Annotated in this window: 16 protein-coding genes; 10 read left to right on the top strand and 6 right to left on the bottom strand. The window is 58.2% G+C overall.

Going from position 1 to position 25,491, the window contains the following annotated elements; genetic code table 11:
- Window positions 1–62: 62 nt before the first annotated feature.
- Window positions 63–620 (bottom strand): glycine zipper 2TM domain-containing protein, encoded by a 558-nt coding sequence (locus GCM43_RS07560; RefSeq protein WP_152242892.1) that lies wholly within the window; start codon window positions 618–620, stop codon window positions 63–65.
- A gap of 159 nt (window positions 621–779) precedes the next feature.
- Here GCM43_RS07560 and GCM43_RS07555 point away from each other — a divergent pair, with 159 nt between their 5' ends.
- The 5 genes from GCM43_RS07555 (at window position 780) to GCM43_RS07530 (ending at window position 7,921) form a co-directional block, all read left to right on the top strand.
- Window positions 780–1,895 (top strand): NADH:flavin oxidoreductase/NADH oxidase, encoded by a 1,116-nt coding sequence (locus tag GCM43_RS07555; protein WP_152242891.1) that lies wholly within the window; start codon window positions 780–782, stop codon window positions 1,893–1,895.
- A 141-nt stretch (window positions 1,896–2,036) separates the two neighbouring features.
- Window positions 2,037–3,635: an ATP-binding cassette domain-containing protein gene (locus tag GCM43_RS07550; protein WP_152242890.1), complete on the top strand. Its 1,599-nt coding sequence runs from the start codon at window positions 2,037–2,039 to the stop codon at window positions 3,633–3,635.
- A gap of 104 nt (window positions 3,636–3,739) precedes the next feature.
- Window positions 3,740–4,198: a RidA family protein gene (locus GCM43_RS07545; protein ID WP_152242889.1), complete on the top strand. Its 459-nt coding sequence runs from the start codon at window positions 3,740–3,742 to the stop codon at window positions 4,196–4,198.
- A gap of 231 nt (window positions 4,199–4,429) precedes the next feature.
- Window positions 4,430–5,896 (top strand): amino acid permease, encoded by a 1,467-nt coding sequence (locus GCM43_RS07535; RefSeq protein ID WP_152242887.1) that lies wholly within the window; start codon window positions 4,430–4,432, stop codon window positions 5,894–5,896.
- 72 nt (window positions 5,897–5,968) lie between these two features.
- Window positions 5,969–7,921 (top strand): S9 family peptidase, encoded by a 1,953-nt coding sequence (locus GCM43_RS07530; RefSeq protein ID WP_152242886.1) that lies wholly within the window; start codon window positions 5,969–5,971, stop codon window positions 7,919–7,921.
- Window positions 7,922–8,034: 113 nt separating this feature from the next.
- On the opposite strand, the gene GCM43_RS07525 is transcribed toward GCM43_RS07530, so the two are convergent.
- From GCM43_RS07525 to GCM43_RS07515, 3 genes are all read right to left on the bottom strand, one after another.
- Window positions 8,035–9,987, bottom strand: coding sequence for a phosphatase PAP2 family protein (locus GCM43_RS07525; protein ID WP_152242885.1), 1,953 nt, complete (start codon window positions 9,985–9,987; stop codon window positions 8,035–8,037).
- A gap of 93 nt (window positions 9,988–10,080) precedes the next feature.
- Window positions 10,081–12,234, bottom strand: a complete 2,154-nt coding sequence (locus GCM43_RS07520) for an FUSC family protein (protein WP_152242884.1) — start codon at window positions 12,232–12,234, stop codon at window positions 10,081–10,083.
- 87 nt (window positions 12,235–12,321) lie between these two features.
- On the bottom strand, window positions 12,322–14,010 hold the full coding sequence (locus tag GCM43_RS07515; RefSeq protein WP_152242883.1) for a M14 family zinc carboxypeptidase: 1,689 nt from the start codon (window positions 14,008–14,010) through the stop codon (window positions 12,322–12,324).
- Between the two features lie 168 nt (window positions 14,011–14,178).
- Here GCM43_RS07515 and GCM43_RS07510 point away from each other — a divergent pair, with 168 nt between their 5' ends.
- A complete protein-coding gene (locus tag GCM43_RS07510) occupies window positions 14,179–14,682 on the top strand; it encodes a hypothetical protein (RefSeq protein ID WP_152242882.1) in 504 nt (167 codons plus the stop codon).
- Window positions 14,683–14,784: 102 nt separating this feature from the next.
- On the opposite strand, the gene GCM43_RS07505 is transcribed toward GCM43_RS07510, so the two are convergent.
- Both GCM43_RS07505 and GCM43_RS07500 read right to left on the bottom strand, forming a co-directional pair.
- Entirely contained in the window at window positions 14,785–16,938 is a 2,154-nt protein-coding gene (locus GCM43_RS07505; RefSeq protein WP_152242881.1) for a S46 family peptidase, read from the bottom strand.
- A 291-nt stretch (window positions 16,939–17,229) separates the two neighbouring features.
- On the bottom strand, window positions 17,230–17,499 hold the full coding sequence (locus GCM43_RS07500; RefSeq protein WP_152242880.1) for a GlsB/YeaQ/YmgE family stress response membrane protein: 270 nt from the start codon (window positions 17,497–17,499) through the stop codon (window positions 17,230–17,232).
- A 497-nt stretch (window positions 17,500–17,996) separates the two neighbouring features.
- Here GCM43_RS07500 and GCM43_RS07495 point away from each other — a divergent pair, with 497 nt between their 5' ends.
- The 4 genes from GCM43_RS07495 to tviB all read left to right on the top strand — a co-directional run bounded on the left by GCM43_RS07495 (window position 17,997) and on the right by tviB (window position 25,491).
- Window positions 17,997–19,976 (top strand): polysaccharide biosynthesis protein, encoded by a 1,980-nt coding sequence (locus GCM43_RS07495; RefSeq protein ID WP_152242879.1) that lies wholly within the window; start codon window positions 17,997–17,999, stop codon window positions 19,974–19,976.
- A 425-nt stretch (window positions 19,977–20,401) separates the two neighbouring features.
- The gene (locus tag GCM43_RS07490) at window positions 20,402–22,759 is read left to right on the top strand and encodes a polysaccharide biosynthesis/export family protein (RefSeq protein WP_226929373.1); all 2,358 of its coding nucleotides are present in this window, start codon (window positions 20,402–20,404) and stop codon (window positions 22,757–22,759) included.
- A gap of 79 nt (window positions 22,760–22,838) precedes the next feature.
- A complete protein-coding gene (locus GCM43_RS07485) occupies window positions 22,839–24,038 on the top strand; it encodes a GumC family protein (protein WP_152242878.1) in 1,200 nt (399 codons plus the stop codon).
- Between the two features lie 157 nt (window positions 24,039–24,195).
- On the top strand, window positions 24,196–25,491 hold the full coding sequence (tviB, locus tag GCM43_RS07480) for a Vi polysaccharide biosynthesis UDP-N-acetylglucosamine C-6 dehydrogenase TviB (RefSeq protein ID WP_152242877.1): 1,296 nt from the start codon (window positions 24,196–24,198) through the stop codon (window positions 25,489–25,491).

Here is a 25,491-nt window from a genome sequence, read left to right as displayed (position 1 = left end):
ACAACACTACGATCATGTAGGTCGGATTAGCGCGCAAGCGCGTAATCCGACAACACCCGACCTTAACGCTGCGGCTGCTGCACCTGGTTCTGCACTGCATTACCCAGCATGCCGCCGCCGATCACGCCGGCCACGGTAGCGAGGGCCTTGCCGCGGCCGCCGCCAACCTGATTACCGATCAGGCCGCCGATCACTGCACCGGTGCCGATACCGACATAGTTGGGCTGCGCAGGTGCAGGCGCCTGCTGGCGTACCGGCTCGCGGTAGGCATAGTCATCATCGCGGTAGGCCGGACGTGCCTGCGCTACCTGGGTGTGATGGACGACGCGTTTGTGCACCACCGGCGCTGGAGCTGGCGCAGCCTGGGTCACCACGGGAGCGGCGACCGGCAAGGGCGCCGCTACTGGAGCAGCAAGCGGTGCAGCAAGCGGTGCTGCCAGTGGCACTGGCGCTTGCGCTGCCGCCAGGTCAGTTGCCGTCACCGGCGCATTGGCGCCGCGCGAGTTCGGCAGGATGCCGGCAATTGAAGCTGCGCCTACCAGGCACAGGACCGTGACGGAAATGGCAGCGCCAGCCATCAAAGGGTGGATGCGCGAAGTTGGGGTAGTCGTTGCATTCATGTGGCTCTCCTGAAGAACAATGTCTTGTTGATGATGTGTCCAGATTAGCGGTATCGCTGCAACCAAGCTAGATGTTGCGCTGTATCAAACGTAAGCAGGTGTAATCCAAGAAATGGCCAGCCGCAGTAAAATTGTCGTTCCTTTTTCCCGGAGCATGTCATGCGCAGCCAGCTGTTTACGCCTTACACGTTTGGACCCTTGACGATACCGAACCGCATCGTGGTTGCACCGATGTGCCAGTATTCTGCCGACAACGGCAACGCCACCGATTGGCACATGATCCATCTGGGCCAGTTGGCGCTGTCCGGCGCCGGCCTGTTGATGACGGAGGCCACGGCCGTCTCGCCGGAAGGGCGTATTTCGGCGCAGGATCTCGGTATCTGGTCGCAGGAAAACCAGGATGCGCTGGGCAAGGTAGTGCAAGCGATTCGCCGCCATGCGCCGATCCCGCTGGTGGTGCAGCTGGGCCATGCGGGCCGCAAGGCGTCGAGCCGCGCGCCTTGGCAAGGCGGCGATTGCGTGCATCTGGACGAAGGCGGCTGGCAGACGGTGGCGCCGTCGGCCATCCCGCATGCGCCCGGCGAAACGGTGCCGCTGGCGCTGGACGACGTGGGTATGCTGCAGATCAAAGGCGCTTTCGTGGCCGCCGCCCAGCGCGTTAATGCGTTGGGCATCGACGGCATCGAGCTGCATGCGGCGCACGGTTATCTGCTGCATCAGTTTCTTTCACCGCTGTCGAACCGGCGCACCGATCAATATGGCGGCAGCCTGGAAAACCGCATGCGCTTTCCGCTCGAAGTGTTCGAGGCGGTGCGCGCTGCCGTGCCAGAGAGCATGGCGGTGGGCGTGCGTATTTCCGCCACCGACTGGGTAAACGGCGGTTGGGAGATCGTGCAAAGCGTGCGCTTTGCCAAAGCGCTGGCGCGCCTGGGCTGCAACTTTATCCACGTGTCGAGTGGTGGCCTGTCGCCGCAGCAAAAGATTCCACTCAGCCCCGGCTATCAGGTGGGCTTTGCCAAGCGCATCAAACAGGAAACGGGCCTGCCGACCATCAGCGTCGGTTTGATTACCGATGCGCATCAGGCCGACGATATTGTGACCAGCGGCCAGTCCGATATGGTGGCGCTGGCGCGCGCGATGCTGTTCGATCCACGCTGGCCCTGGCATGCAGCTGCCAGGCTCGGCGCGCAGGTGCAGGCGCCGCCGCAATACTGGCGCTCGCAGCCGCGTCAGTACAAGGATCTGTTTGACACGACCACGTCGGGCCAGCGATAAAAAGCGCCATCTTCTGCTAAACTGCGGCTTGACTGCCATCTTTCAGGACATTTCGACATGCGCCATTGATACTGCCGTGCTTGTGCACGGCCCAGCCCATCCCGCCTTTGCGGGTTCGCCAGCCTTGCCCAAGGAGTATCCATGCCTGCACCATTGCAATCCCTGTTGCAACTCGACCATCTGTCCCATGTGCTGCCTGATGGCAGCACGCTGTTTCAAGACCTGCATTATTCATTTGCCCCACACCGCGTCGGCCTGCTTGGCGACAATGGTGTGGGCAAGAGCGTGCTGGCGCGCCTGATCGCTGGCCAGCAACTGCCTGCGCGAGGGGCCGTGCGCCGCAGCGGTTGCCTGCATTACGTGCCGCAGGAGTTTGAGCCTGCCAGCTTCCCCACCGTGGCCGACCTGGCCGGCGCAGCGCCGGTGCTGGCAGCCCTGCAGCGTATTGCCGATGGCTCGCTCGATGAAGCCGACTATGCGCTGGCAGGCGAACGCTGGGATGCCGCCGACCGCCTGCAGCAGGCCTTGTGCGATCTGGGCCTGGGCCATCTGACGCTTGATACGCCCACGGCCAGCCTGAGCGGCGGCGAGCGCCAGCGCATCGCCTTGCAGGGCGCCTGGCTGTCGCAGGCCGACTGGCTGATCCTGGACGAACCGAGCAATCACCTCGACGCCGGCCAGCGCGCCCGCTTGATCGCGCAATTGCAGGCCTGGCCGCGTGGCGTGCTGATGGTCAGCCATGACCGCAGCCTGCTGGCCCATGTCGATGAAATTGTCGAACTCTCTGGCCATGGTCTGCGCAGCTATGGCGGCAATCATGATTTCTATGTCCAGGCGCGGGCCCGTGAGCACGCTGCGCTGCAATCGACCTTGCAGTCGGAAAAGGCCAGTGCGCGGCGCATGGAACGCGAAGCGCAGCAGCATGCTGAGCGCCAGCAGCGGCACGTGGCGCGTGGCGAGCGCGACGGACGCAACAGCAATCAGAGCAAGCTGCTGCTCGATGCGCGCAAGGAAAGCAGCCAGGACAGACAGGGCAAGCTGCGCCTGCGTGCCCAGGCAGTGCAGCAGGAACGCCAGCAGCGCGTGCAGGAACTTGCCGCGCGCTGCGCGCCCGATAGTGAACGCCTGCTGCTGGCGCCGGACAGCGTGGTACCCAACGGCAAATTGCTGCTCGAGTTGCAGGATCTGGTGCTGCCCCACGGCGACACCACACCGATCAACCTGGTCATCAGCGGACCGCGCCGCCTGGCGCTGACGGGCGACAACGGCAGCGGCAAGTCGACCTTGCTGCGGGTAATCGCCGGCCAACTGGCAGCGCGCAGCGGCCAAATGCGTTGCGATGCCCGCCTGGGCTGGCTGGACCAGCATGCAGCGTCAGAGCAGGGCGAGCTGAACGCCCTTGAGCGGCTGCAACAGCACAATCGCAGCCTGAACGAGGGCCAGCTGCGCACGCGACTGGCGCTGTTGGGTATTGCCGGCGCGCGCGCCACCGTGGCCAGCAGCCTGCTCAGCGGCGGCGAGCGCATGAAGGTGGCGCTGGCGGCCTTGCTGTATGCGGATGCGCCGCCCCAGCTGCTGTTGCTGGACGAGCCCGACAATCATCTGGATCTGGCCAGCGTGCAGGCGCTCGAACGCATGCTGGCGCAGTACCGGGGCGCTTTGCTGGTGGTGTCGCACGATGCCGCCTTTTTGCAGCGGCTGCAGCTGGAAATACCGCATTTTTGTCTGAATTTTAACTAAATAAGGCCAGTCATTCGTGAACTAAAACTGGCCGTTCTGCCATATGATGGCGTGTTATCGGCGAGGCTGCCTTCGTCCTGCCATTTACTTTTTTGGAGATTCCCATGTCGTTTTACGAAAAGCTCAAAGCCCTCAATATCGAACTGCCGGTGGTCGCAGCGCCAGCTGCCGCCTATGTCATGCATGCGCGCACCGGCAATACCGTGTTCCTGTCGGGCCACCTGGCCAAGAAGGACGGCAAGGTCTGGGTTGGTCAACTGGGCAAGGACACCACCACCGAAGAAGGCAAGATCGCGGCGCGCGGCATCGCCATCGAACTGATCGCCACTTTGCAGGACGCCTGCGGCGGCGACCTGAACAAGGTCAAGCGCATCGTGAAAGTGATGAGCCTGGTCAACTCCACGCCCGACTTTACCGAGCAGCATCTGGTCACCAATGGTGCTTCGGAACTGTTCGTTGAAGTGTTTGGCGACAGCGGCAAGCATGCCCGTTCGGCCTTCGGCGTGGCGCAGATCCCGCTGGGCGCCTGCGTGGAAATCGAACTGATTGCCGAGCTGGCATAAGTCTGGTCAGAGATCCAGGTTTGTACAAGGCGCGCATGCTGCAACCAGATGCGCGCTTTTTTTGCGAAAAAATTCTGCGGATAGCCGTTGTATCCCTGCATCAAAGTTCTGCTGGTCAGGTTCAGCGAAAGCCCTATAATCTCTTGGTTTTGAAAATGGCTGCAGTTTTCCAGGTTTACCCTGCCTGGAATGCAGCCGTTTTTCGTCTGATGTCTTCCTAAAGGATTTCTAGTGAGCCAAACCCTGGTCCAGAAACTATGCCGCACCAAGCCGATCGATACCACGGTCGAACATGGTGAAGGCCTTAGCAGCAGCGGCCTCAGCCGTTCCATCGGCCTGTTTTCGCTGACCATGATCGGCGTGGGCGCTACCGTCGGTACGGGCATTTTCTTTACCATGGTCGAAGCGGTGCCCAAGGCCGGACCATCGGTCATTCTGTCGTTCCTGATTGCCGCCGTGACGGCCGGCCTGACGGCGCTGTGCTACGCCGAGCTGTCGTTTCGCATTCCCGCCTCAGGTTCTTCCTATTCGTTTGCCTACGCCACCGTGGGTGAGTTTTTGGCCTTTATCATGGCGGCCTGCCTGTTGCTTGAATATGGGCTGGCCGGCAGTGCAGTGGCGATCGGCTGGTCGTCCTATCTGAACAATTTCCTGGAAAACGCTTTTGGCTGGCATATACCCGAGATGCTGCGCACGCCGATGATCGTGTCCGGGCCGCATGGCATGGAGTTCCATGCCGGCCATATCAACCTGCCACCGATTCTGCTGATCGGCATGTGCTGTTTGCTGCTGCTGCGCGGCGCCAAGGAGTCGGCGCTGATGAACGCCATCATGGTGATTATCAAGCTGGCGATTCTGGTGTTTTTTATCGTGATTGCGTTTTCCGGTTTCAATGCCGACAATTTCTTCCCCTTCTTCAATACCGACAACAGCAAGGGCTTTGCCGGCATGACGGGTGTGACCGCTGCGGCCGGTACGGTGTTTTTCTCCTTTATCGGTCTCGATACGGTGGCCACGGCCGGCGACGAGGTGAAAAATCCCCGCCGCAATGTGCCGCGCGGCATCCTCAGTGCCTTGCTGATCGTGACCGTGTTTTATCTGCTGGTGGCCGTCGCCGCGCTCGGTGCACAGCAAGCGAAGCTGTTTGAAGGTCAGGAGGCCGGTCTGGCGGTGATCCTGCAAAATGTGACGGGTCAGGCCTGGCCGGCGCTGGTGCTGTCGGCCGGCGCTGTCATTTCCGTGTTCAGCGTAACGCTGGTCACAATCTACGGGCAGACCCGCATCCTGTTTGCCATCAGCCGCGACGGCCTGATCCCCAAGGCGTTCCAGAACGTGCATCCGCGCACCTTGGTGCCGGTCAGCAATACCCTGATCGTCTGCCTGGTGGTGGCGCTGGTGGCCGGCTCGGTCGACGCGACTTACCTGTGGGATATGGTCAGCATCGGTACGCTGACGGCCTTTATGGTGGTGTCGATTGCGGTGCCGGTGTTGCGCCGCAAACAGGGCAGCAACCGCATCGAGGGATTCAGCGTACCATTTGGCCCGTATGTGATCCCTGGCCTGAGCGTGATGGCCTGCCTGTATATCATGCGCGACTTGCCGCATACGACCTTTGTGGTGTTCAGTATCTGGATGGCGGTGACGGTGGCCATTTACTTCCTGTACAGCATGCGCAATTCCCATCTGGGCAAGCAGTAAGTGCCTATATCGCATGACCAGAACCGCCGCGCTTGCCGGCGGTTTTTTTTAGCCTTGACTGGAATTTACACGATGAAGATAACTGAATTGGGTGGCAGCTTCGTGCTGGCAAGCTTGTTGATGGGGACGGTGGCGCACGCCGCACCGCTGGCCTTGCATGATTATCGCGCGGTGGTCTTGTCGGCCGATGGCCAGCGCATCGTGGCCATCGAATCGGCCAATCCTGGCGGCCTGGTGCAGCGCCCGCATGCGGCCATCGTGGTGCGCGATGCCGACAGTGGTGCCATCGTGCAGAAGTTCGATCCCTGTGCCGTGTGCTCCTACGACAAGCCGAGCTGGTCGCCCGATGGCCGGCAACTGGCGTTCGTGGCCTATGACGGCAAGGCTGGCAAGGCCAGCCTGTATATCGGCACGCTGGCTGGCGCCAGAAGCCGCGAACTGCTGAGCTTGAAAGGCGTCGCCAGCACGGCGCGCTGGTCGCCGGACGGCAAGCAGGTGGCGCTGCTGGCCACGGTCGGCGCGCGCAAGCTGGCCGGCGCCGTGGAAGCGGGCGCGCGCCAGGTTGGCGAAGTGGGCAGCAACGACGACGCCCAGCGCATCGGCGTGGTACCGGCCACGGGCGGCGAACTGCGCCTGGTGTCGCCGGCCAATACCTATGTTTATGAATACAACTGGACGCCTGACGGCCGTGGTTTTGTGGCCACCAGCGCCGAAGGCAATGGCGACAGCAACTGGTGGGTCGCCAGGCTGACCCATGTGGACGCGGCCAGCGGTGCGCTGCGCGTGATCGCCGCGCCGGCCATGCAGATGAATCTGCCTTCGGTCTCGCCGGACGGCAGGACGGTGGCCTTTATTGGCGGCCTGATGAGCGACTTTGGTTCGGTTGGCGGCGATATTTATACCGTGCCGTTGGCCGGCGGCACGCCGCGCAACCTGACGCCCGGTTATCGCGCTACCTTCAACGGCGTGCTCTGGCGTGGCACTGGCCTGGCGGCGACGGCGCTGGCTGGTGCAGAACTGGCGCTGATTGGAATCAACCCCGAAACCGGGCCCGCAATGGGGGCATTCATATCGCTGGGCCAGGTCAGCAGCAGCGCTGCCGATGGGCGCCTGTCGTTCAGCGCCGATGGCCGCAAAGTCGCTGCCGCGCAGGAAGATTTTACCCATGCCCCGCATCTGGTGGCCGGCTCGATTGGCCAGCTGAAACAGATTACCCATGATAACGACCAGTTTGCACCGCAATTGAGCGTGCAGAATGTGAGCTGGACCAACGATGCCTTCAAGGTACAAGGCTGGCTGCTGGGACCGTTGAAGGTCGAGACTGGCAAGCGCTATCCGATGATCGTCAACGTGCATGGCGGCCCCGGTGCTGCAGCCTCGCCGCGCTATGTGGCACCGGGCGACCTGGCCAGCCCGTTGATCCGCGAACTGACGCAAAAAGGCTATTTCGTGTTCCTGCCCAACCCGCGTGGCAGCTTCGGCCAGGGCCAGGCGTTTACGCGCGCCAATATGGCCGACTTTGGCGGCGGCGACTGGCGCGACATCCTCGCTGGCGTCGATGCGGTAGAAAAAGTGGCGCCGGTCGACGGCCAGCGCCTGGGCCTGATGGGCCACTCGTATGGTGGCTACATGACGATGTGGGGCGTGACGCACAGTAATCGCTTCAAGGCAGCCGTGGCCGGCGCCGGCGTAGCCAACTGGATCAGCTACTACGGCCAGAACGGCATCAATCAGTGGATGATCCCGTTCTTCGGCGCCTCGGCCTATGACAATCCCGAGGTCTATCGCAAGGCTTCGCCGATCGAGTCGATCAAGCAGGCCAGCACGCCCACGCTGATCTATGTCGGTGAGCGCGACGTGGAAACGCCGGCCGCCCAGTCGCTGGAATTCTGGCACGGCCTGCGCGCCATGGGCGTGCCGTCGAGCTTGTTCATCTACGACGGCGAAGGTCACGCCTTCCGCAAGCCCGAACACCAGCGCGATTTGCAACAGCGCACCATCGGCTGGTTCGAGCAGTATCTGTAGGTCGGATTAGGCCGCAGGCCGTAATCCGACAAACACCTGCAGCGCCAACAATGTTGTCGGATTACGGCCCCTGCGGGGCCTCGGCGGCCCCACCTAATCCGACCTACGATTTATCACACGTCCAGGCGCAGCTGCAGTCCGGTCGCGGTATAGGTCGGCGTCACCTTGAAGCCGTCTACCGTGATGCTGTCGAACTTGCCCTTGAAGCTGGCCGCGCCGATCACGTTGAGGGTGTCGCCGGCTGCCGGCTTGTAGCCGTTCTGGAATGTTACTTTCAGGCTGCCGCCGGCGACCGTCATCTGGCCGGCCACCGTCAGGCGTCCGCCCTGGCCGCTGCCCAGTTTCAATTCCAGGTTGCCGGTGGCCAGTTGCGTGTACTTGGCTGCCACCGCCAGGCTGGCGCTGGCGTTGCTGACCACGGTGCCGCCGCTGACATACACATCGCCCTTGCCGAACGCGGTGGCCGAATTGGCTTCCAGGCGGCCGGCTTCGACTTGCGTGCCGCCGCTCCAGCTGTTGTTGCCGCCCAGTTTCAGGGTGCCCGTGCCTTGTTTGTTGAGCTTGCCGGCGCCGCTGATGTCGTTGCGCCAGCGGTCGACTGCATTAAAGCCTCCCTTGGCTGCATCCATCACCACCACCACATTGCCGGTAAAGACGCCGTAGCCATCGGCCGCGGCAAACAGGTTCAGGCGGCCCCAGCCTTCAGCATCGTCCATGATCGGATAGCCCGATGGCATGGCGGTGGTTTTCAGCACCACGCGGCGCTGCGCTTCAGTCAGGTAAGGCAGGCGCGTTTCAAGCAGCACTTCGGCGCCTTTCGGTACCACGGCTGGCGCGGTGGTCGAACCGATCGGTGCAAAGCCGAACGTCATGCGGCGGATATAGGCGGCCTTGTTAGTGGCGTAGTCGGCAAAGCGGTCGTTGGCGGCGGTACCGGAATGCGCGTAGTCGTAGAAATTGTCGGCCGTGGTGCCGGTCTTGGCCATCAGCGTGGCGTGCGCCTGGGTAACGGCGCCGGCCTTGATCTTGGCCGTTTCCGCGTCGAGCAGGTTGGCGGCCACGATGGCTTGCGCCTGGATGCGGCCGCTGACCACGTCGAGCGGCGAATGCATGCCGGCGAGAATGCGGTTCTCGCCCAGTTCCAGCGCGCGCGTGACCATTTCCTGGTAGCGCTCTGGCAGCGCGTAGGCCATGCCCAGCGCGCCGCGTACGGCTTCTGCCGTATGGCCGCTGGTAAAGCCGCCGTCGGTGGCCGGGGTCGTGCTTTTTGCCGGCACCAGCGCCGGCACCAGCACGACTTCGCTGCTCCAGCGGTAAGGACGTGCATATTTGTAGAAGCGCTTGGCCGGTTCGGTCGAGCCGTTATTGCCCATGGCGTTGACCAGCGTCACCACATTGCCGAACTCGGCGTTGGTACTGCCGGCCACGCCGGTGTTATTGCCTTCGTCTTCATACTTCTTGGTGGTGGCGTCGGCGGCAATCGACGTAATGGTAGTGGTCTGGCGCGCAGCGCTGCGCCAGGCGTCCGTCAGCGGACCCATGCCGTCGGTAATGCTGTAGCCCTTGCCGCGGCGGTCGTCCAGATAGGCGGCCAGTTCCTGGGCCGGCGTGCGGCTGTTGGTGACCTTGATCGAGTAATCGATATTGGCCTTGTGCACGGCGGCGTTGACGATGGTGCCGTTAGGCGTGCCGTCGTTGGGTACGCCAGTCCAGGCCGATTGCGTCACGGCCGGGAAATTGCCGACGGCTGGCGCGGTCACGCCAGCGTCGACGATTTCGGTCAATGGCTTCCAGATATCGAGCATGCCGATCAGCACGCGCACGCCGGCATTGGTGGCGGCAGTCGCGTAGCGCGCGTCACCGCGCTGGTTGCTGGCGACATTGTCGACAAAGGCAATGGCGGTGGTGGAAACGGGCGCCGTGTCGGGCGCACCCTGGTCTGCCGGTGCGGCTGGAATGACCAGCGCTTCTTCCTGGTGATCAGAACCGCCGCAGGCGGCCAGGGTGAGGGCGGTGCTGATGGCGAGCGCCAGCGGCAGGCGGCGGGTCAGGGGAAATGCGTGCATGAAGGACCTTGACTATGAATTAATGGTTGGAAAAGAAACCACCGCATCATAGCCACCAGTTATGACATCCTGATGACGTCGAATCACCTCCGCTTAATGGCGTGGTGCGACAACATGCACGATCGCCGCGCTATGGATCACGATCTTGTCGGCATCGGCTTGCAACAACCGGATGCGGCGCTGCACCAGCGGCCAGCCGGGCCAGCTGGTGTCATGACTGAGCGGCGCTGGCACGGTGGCGGGCGGCGCGCTGATGGCCGCCTTGTGATCGATCTGGTCGAGCGCGCGCGACAGCGTCAGGCCCACCTGCCGATGGCTTTGCACCAGCAGCGCATTGACCGGTTCGACCGGCAGGCTGGTGCCATGACGCCCGAGTATCGAGCGCAGCGCCGCCACATGCGCCACCAGCAGGTAGTTCTGCACGATAAACAGATTGATGTCTTCCACCGCACGCTGCTTGCTGGCCGGCTCGTCGAGCATGCGCACCAGCGCCGAACTCAATGCTGCCAGACTGTCCATCAGGCGCTTGCGTTCGATGCGGTAGGCAAAGTCGTCCTGGCACTTGCCCTGCAGCAGTTCAAAGCTTGCCTGCATATAGCCGAGGTTGACGTTGAGCACCTGGCGGATCAGCCGTGGCAGGCTCTGGTACTCCCAGTTGGCCAGCACAAAACTGAACACGGTCGCCACGGCCGCGCCGATCAGGGTGTCGATCAGGCGTTCGCTGACCAGGTTCGGGTTGCTGGGTGCGACCAGATGCATCTGCAGCAAAATCATCAGGCTGACGGCAATTGCCGTATAGCGGTAGCGCAGGTAAATAAAGGTAGGCGTGGCCACGATCGACAGGAACAGGATCGCCATCAGCGCGATTTCGCTGTGCACGAAACGGATCACGATGGCGGTGGCCACGCAGCCGATCAGGGTGCCGATGATGCGGTCGGCGCGGCGCTGGCGCGTCATGCTGAAGGTCGGGCGCAGAATGATCACGATGGTCAGCACGATCCAGTAGCTGTGCGCCGTATAGGGCAGCCAGTGGCCGATGGCCAGGCCGACTGAAATGGCCATCGATACGCGCAGCGCAAAGCGGAAGATCGGCGAATCGGGCTTCAGGTTCGACAGCAGGGTTTTCAGTTCGTACTTCTGCTGTGACAGGAACGGCGCCATGTCGGCGCCGCTCCAGAATGGCACGTTGTCATAGACTTTCTGGCTGGCCAGATGCAGCTCGGCGATCATTTTCAGGATCGCACGAATCTTGTTGCGCTGGGCGCGCAGCGTGGCCAGCGCTTCCTGCGCGCTGTCGCCCTGGGCTTGCAGGCGGCTGATTTCCGCTTCGATCTCGCGCCACTCGTCGTCATAGCTGATCTGCGCATACGAAGCGCGCTTGCGCGTGACGGCGTAGGCCACCGATTCGATATCGCGCGCCGCCTTGTACGCCAGGCCATGCAGCGACCTGAGCACGTCCGAATCCATCAGATGCTGGCGCAGCAGCGCGTAATCGGTATGGGTCGACAGGATCAGTTCGTACAGATCCAGCATGCACACGTGCACCTGTACCACAATGGCGTCCTTGCTGTTCTTGTGGCTGCGCAAAATCAGGTCGCGCGAGGCCTGCTGGCGGTCGGCCAGGATGCTCTGGTGGCGCACCAGCTTGTTGAACTGCTCGGTCAGGTTATGGCGGGTATCGTAAAAATCGGCCTTGATGTCGATATAGGCGGCCAGCTCGAACAGCGCTTCGGCCAGCACCTGCTGCTTGATGCGGTGGCGCAAGACCCAGGCGATGGCCATCGCATAGGCCAGGTAGGCCAGGCCGCCCAGCATGAACAGGCCGGCATGGTGAAACGACTGCTGCCACGTCATCTGGTGCTCCATCGACATGGTCATGATGAACAGCGCCGCCAGCTGCAGGGGCATCGATTTCTTGCCATATACCACCATCATGCTGGCCAGGAAGCTGACAATCACCAGCACCGTCATCAGCAGCCAATACACCTGGCCGCACAGGCTGATCAGCAGGGTAACGGCACTGCACAGCAGCACCGAGGCCAGCATCTCGTTGAATTTGTGGCGCAGCGGACTGGGCATGTCCATCAGCGTGGTACACAGGGCGCCGATACCGACCGTCATGGCGGTATTGCTGTCGCTCACTTCCAGCGTCAGCAAAGTCAGGCCGACCAGGCCGATGGCCACCCGCAGGCCCAAGTAAAAATAATGGCTATAAATAAAGGTGCGCAGATTGAGTGCGTAGTGCATGGAGTTACCTTGTGGGTAGGGCACAAAAACAAGCGCTGTACCAGGGTCTCCGGTACAGCGCCGCTACTACGGTGCAACAGTTCAGGCTTACATCAGGGCAAGCACCGGATAGCGCCGCCACTCTGGCTCGGCAAAGCGCTGGCAGTTGGTAAAGATAAAGTCGAGCACGGCTTCCTGATTCGACAGCAGCGCAGGGTTGGCAGCTTTCCACTCAGCAAATTTGGTCGCCAGTGCCGGTTCATCGCGCAGCAGTTCGGATGCCATGTCTTCAAACACATAGTCAGAATACGCTTCTTTTTTCTCCAACACGCTGTTGAAAAAGCCCCAGCGGAAGAAGCTGTCATGCGCCTGCGGCTCCAGCGTCTCGACTGCATAGCGGGCCTGGTCCTGGTCCAGTTCGACGATATAGTCGCCTGGTTGGAGCGTAAAGGCCGCCTGACGTTCTTCAAGCTTGACCGTGTCGTGAAACATATGGCCTTCGTAGGCGCCAGCCCGCGTGCCGACCTCTTTGATATGGTAATAGCGCGCCGTTACGGTCTGTTCGGCGGTAATGCGGGTCATTTGCACACCGTTCCAGCGCAGGCGATCGATCACTTCGCGCCACGCCTGCGGCACCACATAGGCTTTTGGCGCAGCTACGCTGACATCCACGTCAAAGCGGTTGTAATAGGCAATATCGCGCTCCCACGGTTGCGAGCGGTCGTAAGACAGGCGCATATAGTCACCCAATACGCTGGCCGAATACTGCGCCGCGTAACCCTTGAAACGGAAGGTCGAAGGTTGCTCTTCGTTCATTTTCCAGCTGACCGGCCACTGCGTTTGCGTGCGCCCGGCTGCCTTGGCCTGCGCGCGCAGCTGTTTGATCTGTTCGCCATGTTTGACGGTAAATGCCAGCGTGATATCGACCAGCGCGCGCATCGAGGCGTAGCGGTCGGCAAACGGCTTGAGCATATGGGTTTCCGGCATAAAGCCGATCACATGATGCAGGGCGGCAAAACCGGTCGAGAAGCGCGGCACTTCCAGAAATTCGGCAATGCCATGATCCGGGCTGTCCTTGACCGGATTGACGTAGGGGCAGGTGGGCCAGCCGGCCTGTTCCATCTGCGCAAAGATATGCGGCAGCATGGTGTCTTGCAGGAACGGGCCCAAGCCATTGCCCAGCTTGTCAGTCTGCGTGTGGATCAGCGTCATGGTGTACGGATAGTCGGCGCCGTTCGACGTGTGCGTGTCGACCATCACATCCGGGTCCCAGCTGGCCAGCAGGCGGTTGAACACCTGGGCGTTCAGGCTGTCGCACTTGATGAAGTCGCGGTTCAGGTCCAGGTGGCGGCTGTTGCCGCGGAAACCGAACTGTTCTGGGCCATCCTGGTTGACGCGCGACGTGTTGGCCCGGTTCAGGCTGCCATCGACGTTGTAAATCGGAATAAACAGCAGCACCGTCTGGCCCAGTGCAGCCAGGCGCTCCGGCTGCGTGCACAGGTCGCGCACCAGCGCCATGCAGGCGTCGATACCTTCCGGTTCGCCCGGATGGATACCGTTATTGTTGAAAAACACCGTTCGTCCCGCGCGTTTGATGGTTTCGCGGTCGAACACGCCATCGGCGCTGACCACGCCAGCATGGATGGGCACGCCCGAATCGGACAGGCCGATCTGTTCAAAATGCAGCACTTGCGGATAGCGTGCTGCCAGGTCTTTGTAGTAATTGATGCATTCCAGCCAGGTCGTGGTCTGGTTATGGTTACCGAGTTCGTAGCTAGTGCGCAGGTCTGATGGCATGGCGGTCTGAGTCTGGAGAGGCTGGAGCGGAGGCTGGGTAAGCGGTCGCTGAGGCGGCAATTGTAGCACCGGCGCAGGCCGCGAGTCCGGCCGTTGATGCAGCACAAGTCGCATCGCCTGGCGTGGTGTTATCACTGTACGTTTGAGGGGGATGGCATGCGGTCGCTGATGATAGCGTTGTTGTACTGTTGTAGCGCGTGGGTGCTGGCAGCGCCGCCAGCCGGCTCGGTTCGCGTGATGCAGGCTGGCGCGCTGATTCATTATGGCGCACTGCGCGTGGCGTTCGAGCTGCCCGATGCGGCCGCACCAGCCGACCTGCGGCTGCAACTGCCATCGAACGGTGAGGCGCCGCGCGTGATGGTGGCCGGCCAGGTGCGCCACCTGCAGCTATGGCAGTCGTTCGTGTGGCGCAAGAATGGCATGCAACTGCGCATCACGGCCTTGCCGTGGACAGATAGCGCACCAGCGCTGCTACTCGATTTTGGAAAAAGTGATTATCGTATCGTGATCGCTGGCGCTGCCGATGCCCATGACATTGAGCGGCTGCAACGTTATCCCGGTGCGGACCTGGCTCTGTTGCTGCGTGACGGACGCCGTCAGATCGTCTTGCCGGCGCAAGGCCGGCAGACAGATTCGCCGTATCGCCTGCGAAAAATGCGTAGGTCGGATTAGGCCGCAGGCCGTAATCCGACAACATTGGTGGCGTCAGCGGTGTTGTCGGATTACGCGGGGCTGTGCCCCGCTAATCCGACCTACCGACGACGATGAGCTGGATTACTCGGCGCCCATTTCTTTCAGCAGGTTGTCTGCGTGGTCGATGTATTTCATGTTCCACAGCATGTAGCGCAGGTCGACCTGGATCGAACGGGTATTGGCCTTGTTGTAGTCCCAATCGGAGATGATCGAGTCGAGCGTGCCGTCAAAGGCCAGGCCGATGAATTCGCCTTTCGAGTTCAGCGCTGCCGAACCGGAGTTACCACCGGTAATGTCCAGCGTGGCCAGGTAGTCGACCGGTACGGTTTTCAGCTTCGGATCGACATACTTGCCGAATTCCTTGGCCTTGATCGCTGCCAGTTGTTTTGCCGGGGCATTGAACTCGCCTTCGCCGGTGGCTTTGGCCACGACGCCGTTGACGGTGGTAAAGGCGGTCCAGGTGGTGCCGTCGGCGCCATGATCACGGCCGGCAACGCGGCCAAAGGTCACGCGCAGGGTGCTGTTGGCGTCAGGGTAGACGGCTTGGCCCTTGCTCTTCATGTAAGCGATCTTCGCTTTCATGTAGTTGGCGTACGATTGCTGGATCTTGCCGCCCAGTTCTTCGTCTTCGGCTTCGTTTTTCAACGCGTCCGGGTACATGGCAACGGCAGCCTGGATGAAGCTGTCTTTGCTGGCCTGGAATTCGGCAGGCGTGCGTTTCAGCCAGGCTGCGCGCTCGGCCTTGTCGCCCAGCTTGCTGTCGGCATACAGTTTGTCCAGCGCTGCTGCCAGGTCGGCTTGCGACATGCCATCCTTGATGCCGATGGCGGCGTCAAAGCTGGCACGGCGTTGGGCCGCTGGCTGGGCTGCGTACTTGGTCAGGCTGTTCAGTACCAGCGCCTTGTCGACTTTTTCATCATAGGTGCGCTCGACAGCATTGATGCTCGATTCCATGCGTGGCAGGTCGCGTGTCTGGTAACCGGACTTGCGCTCTGCGTCAGGCTTGGTGCTTTCGTTGGCCAGGCGGTACAGGGTGCGTGCGGTGTTCAGCAGGCGCGGCTGCGAATAGCCGAGGAAGAAATCGCGCTTGGTGTCGGCGTCGCGCTCGGCGATCAGCTTTTCCACCTGCTCGATGTCGGCAGCAAATTCAGCCTTGCGGGCCGGATTGGCGTTGACCCAGGTTTTCAGCGCTTCATGTTCGGCCGTTTTGCGCGCCAGGAAGTCGCTGCCGGCGTACGAGTCCAGCATGCCCTGGCGGTTTTTGTAGTAGTTGTTCACACCGGCAACCTGGCCTGCGTATTTCAGCGCGGTGTCCTTGTTATCCTTGGTTTCACGCGCGATGATGGCCAGCGTTTCGCCCGATGCTTTCACGAAAGCAGGGTAGTTCCAGTCAAACGTGAACGCGACTTCCGACGGCAGGCGGTGGCGGTTGGTGCGGCCCGGGTAGCCCAGCGCCATCACGAAGTCGCCTTCTTTCAGGCCGTCCTTGGCCAGTTTCAGCACGTGTTTCGGCTGGTACGGCACGTTGTCCTTGCTGAAGTCGGCAGCCTTGCCATCTTTGCTGACATAGGCGCGGTAGAAACCGTAGTCGCCGGTATGGCGTGGCCACATCCAGTTGTCGGTGTCGCCGCCGAATTTGCCCACGCCGGCCGGTGGCGCATGCACCAGGCGCACGTCGCGAATTTCCAGTTGCTTGATCAGGTAGAACTCGAGACCGCCGTAGTAGCTCGACACGGTGCAGCGATAGCCGGCTTCTTTTTCGCATTCGGCCACCAGTTTTTTCTGGTTCTTCTCGATGGCGTCGATGCGCGCCTTGCCTTGCAGCTTGGCCACGTCAGTGCTGATGATCTTGTCGCTGACATTGGTCACGGCCGAGGTCACGAAGATGCGACTGCCTGGCGCCGCTGGCAGTTCTTCGGCAAAGGTCTTGGCCAGGAAGCCGTTGGCCAGCAGATCGTTTTCCTTGGTCGAGTTGACCGCCACGCTGTTGTAGACGCAGTGGTGATTGGTGGCAACCAGGCCTTGCGGCGAGACGAACGACGCCGAGCAGCCGCCCAGGCTGACGATGGCGCCCATCGGGAACTCGGTCAGCTTGGTCAGGGTCGATGGATCGAGTTTCAGGCCGGCGGCCTTCAGTTCCTTGGCTACTTGTGGCAGCTGTTGTGGCATCCACATGCCTTCATCGGCATGCGCGAAGTTGCTCAGGATGGCGAGCGCAATCAGTGATTTTTTCATTCGAGTTCTGTGCTTTTTATAGGGTGTGAAGTCGGAACCAGCGTGGTGCGTCCACTGATTTGCGCAGTGGGCGACCTAGAGTATCGTCACCGAACCGTGACTAGTCAATGACATTTTCCGCATGGCATGATGCGAAAAAATATTATATAAGCAACAAAGAGAGGGATTTTATAGGTGGCAAGCAGGTCTTTCTGAATTTTTCCACCCTGAGCGACGCAATTTCAAATACTTGTACGGCCAGAAATAAAAAAGCCGGGCGTGACGGCCCGGCTTGCTTCATGAAGGTGCTGTTTAACGCATCTTGCCACGGCGCAGCAAATTGACGATACCGAGCAGTATTACTGCCCCCAAGAACGATACCAGCAGTGACGCCAGACTGAAATTGTCGCTGTTGATGGTGGTGGTGCCGAACAACGGCGAGAGCAGCCAGCCGCCGAGGAAGGCGCCAACGATGCCGACCACGATATTGAGGAAGATGCCTTGCTGTGCATTAGTGCGCATGACCATGCTGGCCAGCCAGCCAATCACTCCGCCAATGACAATCCAGATGATAAAGTTCATATTGATCTCCCGAATGATAGGTGAATGAAATCTAATACTCTTGACATTCATCATAAGCGCACTATGATGTCGGCGCCGCACGATTGACGCGTCAAGCAAATTTTTTCCGCGAAAATAAATTTATATTTAATATTTAAATACGAATTTAAATATTTAAAATTGAGCCAGGCAGTCTGTTGCTGTACTTAGTATAGATAGATGAGGTAAGGAGTGAGTCCTCGCTGGCATGATCGATGTCGCTGACAGGCCAACAGAACACCTCCTTCGCACCGGGCTAGTTGAACGCATAAAAATATATTTTTTGCATTTTTATTGCATTTTATGCAATTTCGCTTGGGGTATTGCCCTGGCGAATTATAATTCCACATGTTGCGCGCATACGTCGAAAACTCACAACCTCAAAATAATTTCATGTACCATTCTACAGTTATAAGAATTCCAATCGGAGTTCCTGCATTTTGAGCGGCAATTGTGTCCTCCCTTTGAGTCAACAAACCATGAAAAACCTGTTCCTTGGCCTTCCACGCAACCAGAAGCGTCTGGTGGCGGCGACTGTGGATGTGCTATGTCTTCCGATCATCTTCTATTTTTCTGCGCTTCTTCAAACCCAGGGGCATAGCTTCCAGTTGCCGACACAATACGTGTGGGTGGCGCTTGCCGCGGCGTTGATCTCGGTGCCGGTGTACGTAAATTTCGGCTTGTATCGTGCTGTCATTCGCTACATCGACCAGAAAATCATCTTCACCGCCTTGCGTGCAGTGACCATTTCGACACTGATTCTGGCCGTGATCGGCCTGGCCCTGCCAGGATCGCTGTTTTCTGTAAAAACGTTTGTCATCTATTGGCTGGCCGCCATTCTTTACGTACTGTCAAGCCGGTTCCTGGCGCGCAGCTTGCTGAGCCAGAGCGGTTCTGGCAACAAGACGCGTGTCGCCATTTACGGTGCAGGGCAAGCAGGAAGCTTGCTGGCAAACGCTATCACCCCGGGCAACGAATATCAGCCCATCATTTTTATCGATGATGATCCGCAGCGCGTTAACACCATCGTTCGCGGCATCAAAGTATATCCATCGGCCGAGCTTGAACGGCTTGTCAAAAAATACAATATCACTACCGTTCTGCTGGCCATGCCGCAGCTGAGTCGTAAGGAGCAGCGCGCGATCCTTGACAAGCTTGCCATGTTGACCGTACGTATCAAGGTTACGCCACCGATCAGCAACCTCGTCAAGGGGAACATGCGGGTGGAAGATGTACGCCAAATCGAGATCGAAGATTTGTTGAGCCGCGACGTGGTGGCGCCAAATGCTGAATTGCTGTCGATTTGCATTACCGGCAAGTCGGTTATGGTCAGTGGCGCCGGCGGCTCGATTGGCTCTGAGTTGTGCCGCCAGATCATCGCACTTGAGCCGAAGAGGTTGATTTTGCTGGATATTTCTGAATTCGCTCTTTACACAATCGAACAGGAACTGCGCGAAATCAAGGTCACATCAGAGCTTGATGTTGAACTGGTCGCTTTTGTTGGCTCGGTGCTCGAAACGGAAAAATGCACCCGTATTATGTCTTCTTTTGCCGTCGAAACGGTCTATCACGCTGCTGCATACAAGCACGTACCGCTGGTCGAGCACAACCCGATCGAGGGTATTCGTAACAACGCGTATGGCACGCTCAGCATGGCCAAGGCGGCAGTCGCAGCAAAAGTGAACTGCTTTGTGCTGATTTCCACCGACAAGGCAGTGCGTCCGACCAACGTAATGGGCGCAACCAAGCGCTTGGCTGAGCTCGTTCTCCAGGCGTTTGCGCGCAAGGAGTCAGATACCTGCTTCTCCATGGTGCGCTTTGGCAATGTACTCGGTTCGTCAGGTTCGGTTGTGCCGTTGTTTCGCAAGCAGATTGCTGGTGGTGGGCCTATCACTCTGACGCATCCTGATATTACGCGCTACTTTATGACCATCCCGGAAGCGGCGCAGCTGGTGATCCAGGCTGGCGCCATGGGCAAGGGCGGCGACGTCTTCGTGCTCGATATGGGTGAGCCGGTACGTATCGCCGACCTGGCCGTGCGCATGGTTCACTTGAGTGGACAGGAAGTCAAAACAGCGGATACGCCAGCTGGAACCATCGAGCTCAATTATGTCGGTCTGCGCCCTGGCGAGAAGTTGTATGAGGAGTTGCTGATCGGCAGCAATGTCAGTGGGACCGATCACCCTCTGATCATGCGCGCCAAGGAAGCTGAGTTCGAATGGCCAGTGCTTCAGCAAATGCTGCAGCAACTGGAAGACGCCTGCGCCCGATTCGACCACAACGCGATCCGCTTGCATCTGCAAAAAATCGTACAGGAATATGCGCCGTCATCTGATATTTCCGACAATATATGGCTACAAGCTGGACAGGACGCTGCTGCCAATCGCGCCTTGCTTGACGTATCGAGCCTGATCCAATGCGCTGACATTGGTCACGGTATCGTACCTGCCATGCGTTGATCTTGGTCGGCATTCTGACCGGACTGTCTAGCGACCTGAGGATGACAGCATCAATTCTGTCATCCTCACGATGTGCAATTTAGTGTGCGACGCGCATTGCTTCTTCCTTGAAGTTCACGGCATATGTGCTGGATGCTAAGAAAACTATCGTCCACGTCAATTCTTCAACCCATGATATATTCTGCGGCCTTATCAAAAGTCGTCGTGCGCATTGAGGTAAGCATGTTTGACGCCACTGAAAAAATGCGCGATCACCCAGGCATTACTTCACTAAGATGACGAGAAAAGCAACCTCTGAATTTGCAACGTTCATGGCATCAAAGTGTTGACTATTTTAAAATATATATTCCAGTTTCCATGATTTAAGCTAAAATGACATGCGCATTTATCGCCATCAAGCTCCCCCTCCTAAACTGAATTCATCAATGACCAAAATCACCCGTTGCCTCGTAGCAGTTGCTCTAACCGTTGCTTCCATTGCTGCTTCAGCCCAAGATGGTGCCGCCAAAGAAGAAATGTTTGGTCAGGCAGTCATGCCTGTCGGCACGAGTTCCGTTGCGTCCGAGGCGCCACGGCGGGTCAGCATCACAAACGCTAATACAGCTAATACAGCTAATACAGCTAATTTTGCTGATAACAGCGCTGACTCAAACGTTGCGTCCTCCTCGCCCTCTGCGGCAGGTGCAAGGCCGCCAGTATCTGGTGTTCGTGGTCCGGAAGTCGGTACGAGCGAGTTCCAAAAATTTATTGCCGACAGTACTGGCAAGATCCTGCCAGTATTTGGTGCGCAGTTCTTTGCGAATGCAGCTTCGACGTACACTCCGATCTCGGGGGCCCCGGTACCTGCTGACTATCCATTGGGTGTGGGCGACGAACTGATGATACGCGGTACGGGTAGCATTGACATCGACTATCGTGCAACAATCGACCGTAGTGGACAGATATCGATTCCTACGATCGGCCCTGTTGCCTTGGCGGGCGTGAACGCGAGTGATGCGGAGTCAGTCATCCGCAAGGCTGTCGCAACAATGTATAAGGGTGTAACCATCAACGTAAGCTTCGGCAAGTTGCGTGCGATTACAGTGTATGTGGTAGGTCAGGCAAAGCGGCCGGGTACTTACACCGTATCGAGTCTGTCCACTTTGGTGACCACGTTGTTTGCCAGCGGCGGCCCAAACCCGAATGGCAGCATGCGTCACCTGCAAGTCAAGCGTGGTGGTAAGGTCGTCGCTGACCTGGATTTGTATGCCTTTATCGCCAAGGGTGATAAATCGGCAGACATCAAGCTCCAAGATGGCGATTCGATCTACATCCCTGCGGCTACTGGCCATGTTGCACTCGTTGGTAAAGTCAATACTCCGGCCATTTATGAGCTACGCACTGCCAACGATACGATCGAATCGATGTTGGACGTCGCTGGTGGTATGCCAGTTGTGGCTGATCCGCGCCGTGCTTACCTTGAGCGCATTGATGCTAGCAAGAGCCAACCGCGCAGCGTAGAACAGTTCGCCTTGTCCGGCAACGGGCTGAAACGCACGCTTAAAAACGGCGATGTACTCAATATTACCTCTATCACACCTGATTTTTCGAATGCGGTTATATTACGCGGCAATGTAGATCAATCCATCCGCGCACCGTTTTTCCCCGGAATGCACGTCAGTGACTTGATTCCCAGCCGCGAGTATCTAATTACACGTAGTTCGATCAAGCGCCAAAATGGCGTCGTTAGTACTGGTGAAAATGACAATGTCACTAACGAGGCAGCTGGCAATATTGCCTCGCGTATCGGTGGTTTGATTGATGAGATCAACTGGGATTACGCTGTCGTGGAGCGTATCAATCGCTCTGACCTGACGGTCAACCTGATTCCATTTAATTTAGGCAAGGTATTCTCCAATCCGTCCAGCCAGGACAATGTACAGCTGCAACCGGGTGATACGGTCACGATTTTTTCCCAGCAGGATGTTGCGGTGCCGATGGACAAGCGCCGCGTATTCGTACGGGTTGAGGGCGAAGTCAAAGTACCGGGTGTGTATCAGATGACGGCTGGCGAAACGCTGCAAAATTTGCTGACGCGTGCTGGCGGCGCTACTGCGGATGCATATTTCTTCGGTACCGCGTTTTATCGCGAGCAGGTACGTGTAGAGCAGCAAGTCAATCTGGAAAGGGCTGCTACCAAACTGGAAAACCAGTTACGCGTTGAGCAGTCCAAAAATCTGGCCAATTCACGTGCAACGACGCCAATTGATGCCCAAGCCGCCGAAGCACAAAGACAGGCCGAATTGAAAATCGCTCAGGAGAATATTGCCCTCTTCAGGCAAATGAAACCGACTGGTCGCATCGCGTTCGGACTTGACCCGCAGGAGCGCTCATTTGCTCGCCTGCCCCAGTTAAAACTGGAAAATGGTGATCGTCTGGTTATCCCTGCGAAGCCGGAATTTGTGCATATTTTTGGTTCTGTCAATGCCGAGGCATCACCGCTCTGGTCACCCAATAGTCGTGTGGACGACTACGTCAAGAAGGCCGGTCTGACTGTCGATGCGGATGTCGAAAATATCTTTATCATGCGTACTGATGGTAGTGTACTTGCACGTAATACGAGTAGCTGGGGTTTTGGTGGCATCGGCGGTGTCATCGTCATGCCAGGCGACTCCATCGTGGTTCCACAAAAAATGGATCGGGAAACTGCATGGACGAAATTTACCAAGGGCACGCGTGAATGGGCAGCGATCTTTGCCAATTTTGGTTTGGGTGCCGCCGCGATTCAGGTATTGAAGCAGTAGGTCTGGTAGCGATGAGTGAGGGCCGCAGGTGGCCCTGCAACAGAAATTAATATCATCATCATATGAGTGGCTCCACAGCATGAACGACACGCACGCGGTTTCAACAGAGTCCGGCAAGAATCAGGCCGATCTGGAATTTAATTTTTTCGACATGCTAATCGTGTTGGCCAAACGCAAGAAGTTAATTATTGGCTTACCACTGGCAGTGGCAGTGATCTCAGCAGCGATTAGCTTGGTATTGCCCAATCTATATCAGGCCAAAACCAAGTTGCTGCCGCCTCAGCAGTCGCAGTCGGGTGCGTCCGCATTGCTGTCACAACTTGGCGGTGTAGCCGGTCTTGCCGCTGGTGCCGCAGCCGGTATTAAGAACCCTTCTGATCTTTATGTGGGTATTTTGAAGAGCAGGACGGTCACCGACAAGCTGGTCGCCAAGTTTGACTTGAAAAAAAGATATGATACAGAAACTTACGAAGCGGCGCGAAATCGTCTGCAGGGACGGACAACTATAATTGCTGGGAAAGATGGCATGATCAGCATTGAAGTCGAAGATGAAGGCCAAAAAGATGTTGCCGGAATGACCAATGCTTATGTCGAAGAATTGCAGCGCCTTACACAGACGCTGGCCCTTACGGAAGCGTCACAACGACGCGTATTCTATGAGCGTGAACTTGAGGCAGCAAAAAACAATCTGGCAAAGGTCGAGATCTCACTCAAGGGCGCAATAGACACCAGTGGCGTGATCAGTGTCGATAGTGAAAGCCGTGCCATTCTCGAAACCGCTGCACGTCTCAAGGCGCAGGTTTCCGCCAAAGAGATTCAGTTGGGATCGATGAGGGCTTTCGTTACTACACAGAACCCGGAATTCCGACGCGCCAGCGAAGAGTTAGCCAGCCTGCGTAACGAACTGTCTAGACTGGAGGGCGGGCGTGCCGGAAATGTTCAGCCAAGTGACCTTAGCAAGGCTGGGCTGGATAACATCCAATTGATGCGCGACCTGAAATACTACCAGATGCTGTACGAACTTTTGGCAAAGCAGTATGAGCTTGCCCGACTTGATGAAGCCAAGGATCCTTCGCTTATCCAGGTGCTCGATCCGGCGATGCAACCAGAGCGCAAGTCGAATCCGAAACGCGCACTGATCGTAATTGCGGCAACACTGATATCTGGTTTCTTCATAATTCTGTGGGTACTTTTTTCAGCCGCACAGAAGCGAGCTATGACAGTTCCAGCTAATGCGGCTCGCTGGAATGAGCTAAGAGCGTATCTCCGATTCAGGTAACTTTGCTGCGCAATGTATCTTTATATGGTCGCGGTAGTACGCCTTCTGGCTTCCGATATCGTTGTGCGTCAATGGCGTTCGAGGCAAGCTGGACGCTGTTCGTTGGTATGAAAGCCTTTAAGCTAACCCTAGTTAAATATGTAACGTAGAGAAAAATATGAAATTGAACGAAATTAAAGTGGCAGTTATCGGGCTCGGCTACGTGGGACTTCCATTGGCCGTCGAGTTTGGCCGCACGCGCCCGGTCATGGGGTTCGACATCAATCAGAAACGGATTGCGGAACTTCAGGCTGGCGAGGATTTCACACTAGAGACCACTGCTGAAGAATTGTGCGCTGCAGAGCACCTGAACTTTACTACTGCCATTGATGATCTGCGCTCAAGCAATTGCTTTATTGTCACAGTTCCTACGCCAGTGGATCAGTACAAGCGGCCTGATCTCACCCCTTTGCTGAAGGCTAGCGAAACCGTTGGCAAGGTACTTAAGAAGGGCGATCTCGTCATTTATGAGTCGACTGTCTACCCTGGCGCGACCGAAGAAGACTGCGTCCCGGTACTGGAGAAATTCTCCGGACTGAAATTCAACGAGGATTTTTTCTGCGGTTACAGCCCGGAGCGAATCAATCCCGGTGACAAGGTCAATACGCTTACCAAGATCAAGAAAATCACCAGCGGCTCTACGCCGGAGGTCGCCAAACTGGTCGATGACCTGTATGCAAGCATTATCACGGCTGGAACCTTTCCTGCTTCTAGCATCAAGGTCGCCGAGGCGGCAAAGGTTATTGAGAACACCCAGCGTGACCTGAACATCGCCTTAGTGAACGAGTTGTCGGTTATTTTCTCGCGCCTTGGCATCGACACGCTGGATGTGCTTGAGGCCGCTGGCAGTAAGTGGAATTTCCTACCCTTCCGCCCGGGCATGGTTGGTGGCCACTGCATCGGCGTTGATCCGTACTACCTGACCCACAAGGCGGAAGCCGTTGGCTACCACCCTCAGGTCATCTTGGCTGGCCGTCGTATCAATGACAATATGGCGCGTTACGCGGCACGCAACGTTATCCGTTTGATGCTGCAGAAAGGCGTTGACGTTGCACGCAGCAAAATTGGCATCATGGGCGTGACGTTCAAGGAAAATTGTCCTGACATTCGTAACAGCAAGATCGCTGATCTTGTCAAAGAGTTGCAGACCTGGGGCGTCGAAACTGTCGTTTGCGATCCGTGGGCGAACGCCAAGGAAGTTGAACACGAGTATGGCATCAAGCTCGGTACCATCGACAGCGACAATCAGGTCGATGCAATGGTGGTGGCGGTTGGCCATGACCAGTTCCGTGCGCTCGATGCTACACAGCTGAGAGGCATGTGTCGTGGTGACACGCCAGTGTTGGCTGACCTCAAGTCGCTGTTCAAACGCGATGCGCTGGCCGCAGCTGGATTTACCGTTTTCCGACTTTAA

The organism is Janthinobacterium aquaticum, from assembly GCF_009208565.1.
GTDB lineage: Bacteria > Pseudomonadota > Gammaproteobacteria > Burkholderiales > Burkholderiaceae_D > Janthinobacterium.
The sequence above is the reverse complement of the archived record's forward strand: the minus strand, read 5'-3'. Positions and strand labels throughout refer to the sequence as shown.

Coding starts and splice junctions, on each gene's coding strand:
- GCM43_RS07515 (WP_152242883.1), bottom strand. CDS start 14,010: ATGCCATCAGACCTGCGCACTAGCTACGAACTCGGTAACCATAACCAG.
- GCM43_RS07525 (WP_152242885.1), bottom strand. CDS start 9,987: ATGCACGCATTTCCCCTGACCCGCCGCCTGCCGCTGGCGCTCGCCATC.
- GCM43_RS07485 (WP_152242878.1), top strand. CDS start 22,839: ATGAACGACACGCACGCGGTTTCAACAGAGTCCGGCAAGAATCAGGCC.
- GCM43_RS07505 (WP_152242881.1), bottom strand. CDS start 16,938: ATGAAAAAATCACTGATTGCGCTCGCCATCCTGAGCAACTTCGCGCAT.
- GCM43_RS07510 (WP_152242882.1), top strand. CDS start 14,179: ATGATAGCGTTGTTGTACTGTTGTAGCGCGTGGGTGCTGGCAGCGCCG.
- GCM43_RS07560 (WP_152242892.1), bottom strand. CDS start 620: ATGAATGCAACGACTACCCCAACTTCGCGCATCCACCCTTTGATGGCT.
- GCM43_RS07520 (WP_152242884.1), bottom strand. CDS start 12,234: ATGCACTACGCACTCAATCTGCGCACCTTTATTTATAGCCATTATTTT.
- GCM43_RS07495 (WP_152242879.1), top strand. CDS start 17,997: ATGAAAAACCTGTTCCTTGGCCTTCCACGCAACCAGAAGCGTCTGGTG.
- tviB (WP_152242877.1), top strand. CDS start 24,196: ATGAAATTGAACGAAATTAAAGTGGCAGTTATCGGGCTCGGCTACGTG.
- GCM43_RS07490 (WP_226929373.1), top strand. CDS start 20,402: ATGACCAAAATCACCCGTTGCCTCGTAGCAGTTGCTCTAACCGTTGCT.
- GCM43_RS07530 (WP_152242886.1), top strand. CDS start 5,969: ATGAAGATAACTGAATTGGGTGGCAGCTTCGTGCTGGCAAGCTTGTTG.
- GCM43_RS07500 (WP_152242880.1), bottom strand. CDS start 17,499: ATGAACTTTATCATCTGGATTGTCATTGGCGGAGTGATTGGCTGGCTG.
- GCM43_RS07550 (WP_152242890.1), top strand. CDS start 2,037: ATGCCTGCACCATTGCAATCCCTGTTGCAACTCGACCATCTGTCCCAT.
- GCM43_RS07555 (WP_152242891.1), top strand. CDS start 780: ATGCGCAGCCAGCTGTTTACGCCTTACACGTTTGGACCCTTGACGATA.
- GCM43_RS07545 (WP_152242889.1), top strand. CDS start 3,740: ATGTCGTTTTACGAAAAGCTCAAAGCCCTCAATATCGAACTGCCGGTG.